Consider the following 1,964-nt stretch of genomic DNA (forward strand, 5'->3'; position numbering starts at 1 on the left):
GGAGATCAAAAACATCATCGTGATCATCCGAGATATCGCAGATCAGACGAATTTGCTAGCTCTAAATGCTGCTATCGAGGCGGCAAGAGCAGGCGAGCATGGGCGCGGTTTTGCCGTAGTTGCTGATGAGGTTAGAAAGCTAGCCGAACGTACTCAAAAATCGCTCGGCGAAATCGAAGCTAATACAAACGTACTAGCTCAAAGCATAAATGAAATGAGCGAAAGCATCAGGGAGCAAAGCGAAGCTATAAATTTAATCAATCAAGGCGTGTCTCATGTTGATGAGCTAACCAAGCAAAACGTCAGGGTGGCAAACGAAACCAACGTAGTCACTGCCGAAGTGGATCATATGGCTAAGACTATCGCGCAAGACGTGAGAAAAAAGAAATTTTAAAACAAAAATAAAAATTACCAAAGGAGGGTTTAGATGAAAAAGGTTGCAAATAAGATAGCTTTTATCATTTTTGCATTGCTGGCCGTACTATTTACTATATTTGCGGCCATGAACTACAATAGTACTAAGAATACTATTTTGGACGTTTCGAAAAATTCAAAGGAGGCCATCGCGCGTTCTTTGGAGGTTTATGTCGATGAGTATCTTAGCAGTAAGGTTTATGCAGTAGAGGGGCTAATGCGATATATAGAAGAAAATCCTAGTCTCATGACGGACAGGGAGCAACTTAAAGATCGTCTGATGACTATGGCTACTACTCTAGATATACCTGAGTTTTACATAGGCTTTGCAGATAACGGCGAGCTTTATGATGCGGTCGCACAAGCTGGAAGAGGGCCTAAATTTTTAAAATTGACGCCTGAAAAGGATAAATTTGACTCTAGAGAAAAGGGTTGGTTTAAACAAAGTGTTTCTAGCGGTAAGCTCTACTTTACGCCTCCGTATATAGCACAATCTAGCGGAAAAACCACTATGACCATAGCTAAGTCGTTTACGATAGACGGTAAAGCTGCAGGCGTAGTAGCTGCGGATTTGTATCTAGACGGCGTAGCAAGTAGCTTGGCAAAATCAAAAGAGTCTAAAACTAGCGTACCATTGATAATAGATCTAGATACTCAACTCATTGTTTATCATCCGGATAGCAAATATATTTTATCTTCTGATCCCGAGATAAAAAAATCTGTCGAATTTATCATAAATAGCTACAATAAAGACGGTGGTAAAGCATTTTTTAATAAGATCGGTGAAGATGAAAGAATTTTTGCATGCCAAAAATACGATAGAGCAAATTGGCTCGTGTGCTCTAATAACTCTGTAGAAGATTATGATCCTATACTAGATAGCGTTTTATTAAATCAGTCCGTATCTTCGCTCGTATTTATCGCGATTATCGTCGTTATCTTGGTGTTTATGGTCGGATATTTCTTGAAGCCTCTTGGTATCATATCAAGCGCGCTAGATGCGTTTTTCAAATACCTAAACTACGAAACCAAAGAGCCGCTTAAAGCAAATGTGGCCACAAAGGACGAATTTGGGGTTATGGCGGTGCTTATAAACGAAAATATAAGCAAAGTCGAGGCGTCAAATACTGCTGAAAATAACTTTATCAAAGAAGCAAACGCTTTTGTAGATAAGATAAAGGCGGGCGACTTTACGGCGACTCTTGATGCGCATACCTCTAACCCTGCGCTAAATCAGCTAAAATCTACTTTTGCCCAGCTTCAAGCGGCCCTAAAAGACGCGATCGCTGAAAATAGCAATGAGGTTATAAGATTGCTAGAGAGCTTTAAAGCGCAAGACTTCACAAAAAGACTTGATGATAGCGGCAAGATGGCTGCAGGTATCAACTCGCTAGGCGAAGAGATCACAAATATGCTCAATATAAATTTAGAGCAAGCTAAATTACTAGAAGAAAAAGCCGGTATGTTGGCCGAGTCGATGAAAGAGCTTACAAACGGCGCTAACGTACAGGCAAGCTCGCTACAAGAAAGCGCCGCCGCAGTCGAGCAGA

Annotated in this window: 2 protein-coding genes; both read left to right on the top strand. The window is 40.9% G+C overall.

All coding sequences use genetic code 11. The annotated features are described in order from the left end of the window. On the top strand, nucleotides 1-394 hold a 394-nt coding region (locus tag H740_RS09955; protein WP_002953644.1), incomplete at its 5' end, for a methyl-accepting chemotaxis protein. A gap of 33 nt (nucleotides 395-427) precedes the next feature. Beyond that, nucleotides 428-1,964, top strand: a 1,537-nt coding sequence (locus tag H740_RS09960) for a methyl-accepting chemotaxis protein (RefSeq protein ID WP_002953645.1), incomplete at its 3' end; no start/stop codon positions are given.

Origin of the sequence: Campylobacter showae CC57C, assembly GCF_000344295.2 — a bacterium.
Taxonomy (GTDB): Bacteria; Campylobacterota; Campylobacteria; order Campylobacterales; family Campylobacteraceae; genus Campylobacter_A; species Campylobacter_A showae_B.